Here is a 7,089-nt window from a genome sequence, read left to right on the forward strand (position 1 = left end):
ACATGTTAAAACGTATTATTGCATTTTCACTGAGTCAACGAATCCTAATGCTGTTATTGGGTATGGCAATCAGTGTTGCGGGTTATTTGGCATTTACCAAATTGCCGATTGATGCCTTTCCCGATGTATCAAGCACACAGGTTCAAATTGTGATGAAATCTCCTGGCATGACGCCAGAAGAGGTGGAAAGCCGTATTGTGGTACCGATAGAACAGGAAATGTTGGGGATCCCTCATCAAACTGTACTACGTTCACAATCTAAATATGCTATTGCAATCATTACCCTGGATTTTGCAGAAGGGACAGATCCTTATTGGGCCCGACAACAGGTCAATGAGCGTTTGACTGGAGTCATGTCAGCTTTGCCTGGCAATGCATTAGGGGGGATTGCGCCTATGACGACGCCATTAGGTGAATCTTTTATGTTCACTTTACATGGTCCTATGAGTGATATGGAAAAACGAACCTTGCTCGATCGGGTTGTCCGTCCACAGCTCAGAAAAATTGAAGGGGTAGCGGATGTCAATGTCCTGGGAGGTTTGGCACGTACCTTTGAAGTGACACCTAACCTGGATGCTCTGGCATCGAGAGGTCTCTCTCTTGATCAGTTAAAACAAGCCATTGAATTAAATAATGCAAGTGACGGTGCAGGTCGTCTGAATGAAAATGGGGAATCATTACTGATTCGTAGCGATAGTCGTGTCACCAATTTACAAGAACTGGGCGAGATTATTGTTTCCAATCACCAAGGTACTCTGGTGCAAGTGAAGGATGTCGCCGATGTTCATACCGGTGCACTTACCCGTTACGGAGCGGTAACCGAAAATGGTCAGGGTGAAGCTGTTGAAGGGATTGTCCTCACCTTAAAAGGCGCCAATGCACGTCAGGTTGTGCAAAGTGTGCGTGAACATTTGCATGACATTGAGAAAAACTTACCCCAGGGCGTTACGATCAAGCCTTTTTATGACCGTGGTGAACTGGTGAATCGTGCCATTCATACCGTGAGTAAAACCTTGGTCGAGGCGATTGTATTAGTCCTGATTTTATTGCTGTTGTTTTTAGGCAATTTAAGAGCCGCTTTGGTGGTTGCCGCGATTTTACCTTTATCTGCGTTGAGTACTTTCTTAATGATGCGTCAGTTTGGATTAAGTGCCAACCTGATGTCATTGGGTGGTTTAACCATTGCCATTGGTTTACTGGTCGATGCGGCGGTTGTGGTGGTTGAAAATATCGAAATGCAACTGGCAGATGCACACGAGTCCAAACACCGTTCGTTTTTACCCCCGCTGAACGTCATTTATCGCGCGGTTTGTGAGGTGGCGGTACCTGTGACTGCAGGAATGATCATTATTATGCTGGTCTTCATTCCGTTGATGACTTTGCAAGGATTAGAAGGGAAACTCTTCTCTCCAGTGGCGCTGACCATTGTCTTTGCTTTGTCGAGCTCACTTATTTTTTCATTAACGATTATTCCAGTGCTGTGTTCTTATTTCTTGAAATCTCAAGCACATCACACGCCGTATATTGTTGCCAAGCTGGAACAGGCATATAGCAAGGTGTTAAATGCAAGCTTGGCCCATCCGAAACGTGTTTATGCTTTGGCTGGAGGCGCTTTGGTGGTTGCTGCACTCATTTTTCCACTCATTGGTAAGTCTTTTATGCCAACCATGGATGAAGGTGACACCATATTGCAGCTGGAAAAAATGCCATCGATCAGCCTACAAAATTCAATTGCACTTGATCTAGACATTCAAAGAAGAATTTTAAAACAAGTTCCTGAAGTGTCTCGCATTGTGGCAAGAACTGGGTCGGATGAACTCGGTTTGGATCCCATGGGCTTAAATGAAACCGATAGCTTTATCATATTGAAACCGCAAGATCAGTGGCACGGACAAAGCAAGGAGCAGATTTTAGCTAAGATTCGCCATGTATTGGCCGATGTTCCTGGGGTCAATCTCACGTTTAGTCAGCCTATAGAAATGCGGACTTCAGAAATGTTATCGGGTGTACGTGGAGATTTGGCCGTCAAAATTTTTGGTACCGATTTAGACCAGCTTAATCAGCTATCTAAGCAAATCTCTACTGTTCTACAAGGGATCAAAGGCAGCGAAGACGTCATGACTTTGGAAAATTCTGGGGTGCAATATCAGGAATTACGTATTCGTCGTGATATGGCTGTCCGCAATCAGCTAGATAGCCAAAGCATACAGGCACAACTCAAAATGCTCATCGAAGGACAGCAGATTAGTTCGATTATTGAACAGGGGCGACCAGTTCCATTGATGATGAAAGGTGATCCGCGTCTGGGACAATCCAGTTTTGCCCTCGCGAACATGAATTTACCTGTTGCAAACTCAGCGGCTGTACCGTTGTCCTCTTTAGCAGAAATGGTCAAGACGGAAGGAGTCGTCAAAATTGACCGGGAAAATGCTTCAAGAATGTCCGTTGTCCGTGCCAATGTGCGTGACCGGGATCTGGTTGGTTTTGTCGAGGAAGCAAAACAGCAGGTTGCCCAGAAAGTTAAATTACCGGCTGGCTATTCATTGAAATGGGGTGGACAGTTTGAAAATCAACAACGTGCAGCAGCGCGTCTGATGCTGGTTGTCCCTGCAGCGTTGACCATGATTTTCTTCTTGCTCTTTACAACTTTAGGGTCTGTTCGTCAGGCAGTACTGGTTTTTGTGAATATCCCCTTTGCTTTAATTGGGGGAGTCGTAGCCTTAGCCATCACTGGTGAATATTTATCGGTGCCTGCTTCTGTTGGATTTATTGCTTTAATGGGGATTGCCGTACTGAATGGTTTGGTGATGATTGGTTATTTTAACCAGCTCATTTCACGTGGCGTTGCAATTGAAGAAGTGGTTCGCGAGGGGGCGATGAGACGTTTACGTCCCGTAATGATGACTGCAAGTATCGCTGCTTTGGGTTTAATTCCGTTGCTCTTTACCACTGGGCCAGGTGCTGAAATTCAGCGTCCATTAGCGATCGTGGTGATTGGTGGGTTAATTTCATGCACTTTACTGACGCTGATTTTACTTCCTAACTTGTTCAAACAATTTGGTTTAGTGCGAGATACTCATGTCTGAAATGTGCCAACTCTCTATCAACATCTCCAGTGATATTGCCGAAGAATTAATGAGCCATTTATGGCTCATTCCCGAGATTGTGACAGGATGTACCTGTATCTCGGCACAAGGTTTCGGTAGCCGCCAACATTATCGCAACATTCAAGAAAAAATTCAGGGTGCAACTGAGCGTAATTTGATTCTGTTGATTTTGCCTCTTGAAAATGTACCTCTAGTTTTAGCTCATATTCAAATTAAATTTAAATCAAGTGACTGTTTTTATTGGGTAATACCAACGATAACATCAGGCTATGCCAGTCAAGGAGGCGTGAACGAATGAAACGAGAGATTGAAACTCAACCACATTTTCTGGGTAAAGCCACACGTTTACTATGCCTAGGCTGTTGTATGATAATTACTTCTGTCGTATCTGCGAAATCAGAATTAGATCAAATCTTGCCACCGCTTGATGCGATTAAGCATAGTTTGTCACAGCATCCAACTGTTCGGTCGGCAATCTCTGATCAGGATTATGCCAATTTTTCAGGACAAGGGTTAAAACTAGGCCAACCTTGGACCGTGCGCGCGGGTATGCAGCTTCGAAACAGTAACGTCCAAGATAGTCAAACCAAATCCAATAATTATGAGCCGAACTTTGGTGTTGAAAAGCAGATTCGTTTACCTGGCAAATACCAGTTGGATCAGGATTTGGCGCAACGAGGAATGACTATTGCTGAATTAAAATATGAAGATGCCAAACATGAAGTTGCCAAAACTTTGCTGAATCAGTGGTTTGCCTATATGCGCAGTGCTTTGCAATTGACGCGCATTGAGGAACAGCAGGAAAGAATACAGCAATATATGCAAATGACCCAGCAGCGTATCCGTGCTGGAGATGCTTCACGACTAGAACTGATGCTGCTCAGCAATGAATTTCGGCAAATCGAAGAACAATATATGCAAGCTAAAACTGCTTACTACCAAGCACAGCAGTTATTATCACGTGATTATCAGGGAAAAATTCCAGAGCACTGGAGCAGTGATGTCATCAAAATTCAACCACTCGAATATACACAGACTCAATGGATACAGCAGGTTTTGTCTGCTAATCATGAGCTTGAGTTGGCCAAAACGCAGGCAGCACAGCAAGATGCATTAGTCAAAAGAGAGCAACTTAATCGGATACCTAATCCTACGGTAGGAGTGGGCTATAGTCGTGAGCAGTCTGGCGTTGAAAATTTGATGAGTGTGAGCGTTTCAATTCCACTCGCCAGTCGGCAAGTACGAATAGCTTCTGGTATGGCAATGGCGGAAGCTCAAAAGGCTAATTTTGAGATTGGACGAGTAGAAAACCGTTTGCGTCAGGAAACTCAATACTGGTTCACGCAGATGGAGTCGGCATCAGTACGGAGTGAGCAGGCTCAACAGAATGTGGCACAGTTACAGCAACAACATGCATTGATGCAAAAAGCATATAAGCTTGGTGAATTAAGTTTAAATGAACTATTACTTCATTCACAGCAATTGGTTGATGCGCGTGGTCGAATTGATCAAGCCAAAATTGATTATGCAGAAAGCTTGAGTTTACTATTGCTAAATTCTCATCAGTTATGGCCTCTACATGAGGATCATCAGGCAGAGTAAAATAGTAGAGTGCTGATATATCAATGTCTTGTATGATCATTATTCGGTTGGTATTTTGTCTTGCTTGGGCCAGAGTACCTGCAGCTTGCACAGAAATAAATATAGGCTGACTTATAAGTAGCAGAATGAGAGGGTAGCTTAGACGTGAGAATATTGTTAGTTGAGGATGATGCCTTACTGGCTAAGGCAACTGCACGGGGCTTAGATCATGCAAATTTTGTGGTCGATATAGCCACCACAGCAGAGCAAGCCTATCATTTTTTGGCGAGTTATGATTATCAGTTTATTCTGCTTGATTTAGGTTTACCAGACAGGAATGGGTTGGAAGTTTTAAAGTCACTGCGCCGTAAAAAGAATAAAGTAGGTGTTATTATTTTGACTGCCCAAGATCAAATTCAGGAACGAATTGCAGGTTTGGATGCAGGTGCAGATGATTTTGTAGTTAAGCCTTATGATTTATACGAAGTTATCGCCAGGGTTCAAGCAGTGTTACGCCGTATATCAGGTCATGTTAGTGATTTGGTTCAGATAGGCAATATTGCTGTCAATCAATCAGCTAAACAAGTATTTATCAATGAGATTGAAGTTGAATTAACCCAAAAAGAATTTCACTTACTTGAACTGCTTATTCTTAATCGTGGTCGAATTATTTCACGAGAGAGTATAGAAAACTCATTCTATGCTTATGATGCGGAAGTGAGTAGTAATGTTATACAGGTATATATTCATAACCTACGCCGCAAACTTGGAAAAAATATCGTGCGAACAGTACAAGGCTTTGGGTATATCATGGATGAGAATTATTGATGCCTAATTTAATACGAAGTTATTCACTGACACGGCGCTTATCATTAATTTTACTGGCGATTACAACTAGTGTCTGGGTGGGTAGCTTGGGATGTATCTATTGGGGGATGCAGCGCGCAGCTAATAATATTTTTGATAAATCATTGGCCGAAACAGCCCATGCTTTACTTTCAACAACATCAAGTACATTAGAAGGGCGAGTCCCTGACCATACTGTAATCGAGAAAGCTCAAGGCGAGCATTATAATCAAATTATATTCCAGATCTGGCATAAAAATGGAAACTTAATCTATCGTTCTGTTGGTGTAGACACACACCCGTTTGTTCAGCAAGCCAAATTTGGTTGGATTAAGATTCACAATCAAACGTATCGTAGCTATTCGATTTGGGACAACACACACACAATACAGGTGCAAATTGCTCAGGTGTGGACGATTCGTCAGGATATTCAAAGTGATATGTTGCTATTTTTGATAGTGGTTTCTGGATTTTTTCTTCCATTATTGTCTTGGTTGATTATAAGAACCATACGTAGTCATCTAGCCACTGTATTTAGTATCAGTCAAAACCTAGAAAAACAGTCGATTGAACATTTAAAACCTATTAACCCTATTGTACCCAAAGAAATAGAACCATTGGTGAATTCATTAAATACACTATTAAGTGAAATAGCAGAAAGCATGCAACGTGAAAAACGTTTTACTTCAAATGCAGCACACGAGTTACGTACTCCTTTGGCTGCTATCCGTATGCATGCACAAGTTTTATTGAGTGCTCGTTCTACAGAAGAGGCGAGAGAATCAGCACAAGACATTATGATTGGAATTGATAAAGCTTCTCGAATGATCACTCAGTTGTTGACTTTGGCTAGGATTGAACATTTAGATGAAAGAAGTGAAGTTTCAGTTGATTTGTGTATTATTATCCAAAAGACACTTACACTTATGGATTTTAAAATCGTTAAAGAAAATATTGATATACAATTAGATTTAAAGCCTGCTCCAATTCTTGCTAAAGCTGAACATCTAGAAATTATATTACGTAATATTATAGAAAATGCAATTATATATCGCAGTCAAAATGGCATATCAATAATTAAGATAACTTGTGGCTGTATTGAAAATCGTACATTTTTTCAGGTTGAAGATAATGGGATTGGCGTGGAAGAAGAGAAAATGCCATATATCTTGCAAAGATTTTATCGTGCGAACCAGAATAGTAGTGTGATTGGTAGTGGTTTGGGACTGTCGATCGTAAAGCAAATGGTCGATCTATATCATGGAAAAATAGAGGTAAGTCAAGCATCCATAGGTGGTTTTTTAATTAGAATAGAATTTAATAAATAATGGATTTAAAGCTAATGGATTTTCTTATAAAGAAATATTGATTGTATTATAATAGTGGAGGGAATAAATAAAATATGGATAGTATGTTTGAATTTATGATAATGAGTTTTTTAAATAAAGCTATTGAACTTTATAAATTAATCTGGTAATCCCCCCTAAAAATAATAGGATCTAAAAGTAGAATTTTCTCTTAAGATACGAGCAGGAGATTCTGCATGAAAACATCT

Annotated in this window: 5 protein-coding genes; all 5 read left to right on the plus strand. The window is 41.2% G+C overall.

Features of this window, described 5'->3' with window-relative positions:
• The first annotated feature begins 2 nt into the window (after positions 1-2).
• A complete protein-coding gene (locus M5121_RS13200; RefSeq protein ID WP_249571403.1) occupies positions 3-3,086 on the plus strand; it encodes an efflux RND transporter permease subunit in 3,084 nt (1,027 codons plus the stop codon).
• The gene (locus M5121_RS13205; RefSeq protein WP_004827107.1) at positions 3,079-3,405 is read left to right on the plus strand and encodes a DUF3240 family protein; all 327 of its coding nucleotides are present in this window, start codon (positions 3,079-3,081) and stop codon (positions 3,403-3,405) included. Before M5121_RS13200 ends, M5121_RS13205 begins: the two co-directional genes overlap by 8 nt.
• Positions 3,402-4,709: a TolC family protein gene (locus M5121_RS13210; RefSeq protein ID WP_005155736.1), complete on the plus strand. Its 1,308-nt coding sequence runs from the start codon at positions 3,402-3,404 to the stop codon at positions 4,707-4,709. Before M5121_RS13205 ends, M5121_RS13210 begins: the two co-directional genes overlap by 4 nt.
• 144 nt (positions 4,710-4,853) lie before the next feature.
• Positions 4,854-5,516: a response regulator gene (locus M5121_RS13215; protein WP_004827102.1), complete on the plus strand. Its 663-nt coding sequence runs from the start codon at positions 4,854-4,856 to the stop codon at positions 5,514-5,516.
• Positions 5,516-6,862: an ATP-binding protein gene (locus tag M5121_RS13220; RefSeq protein ID WP_005155734.1), complete on the plus strand. Its 1,347-nt coding sequence runs from the start codon at positions 5,516-5,518 to the stop codon at positions 6,860-6,862. The genes M5121_RS13215 and M5121_RS13220 overlap by 1 nt, the downstream gene beginning before the upstream one ends.
• Positions 6,863-7,089 lie beyond the last annotated feature (227 nt).

This window comes from Acinetobacter sp. ANC5681 (genome assembly GCF_023488045.1).
Taxonomy (GTDB): Bacteria; Pseudomonadota; Gammaproteobacteria; order Pseudomonadales; family Moraxellaceae; genus Acinetobacter.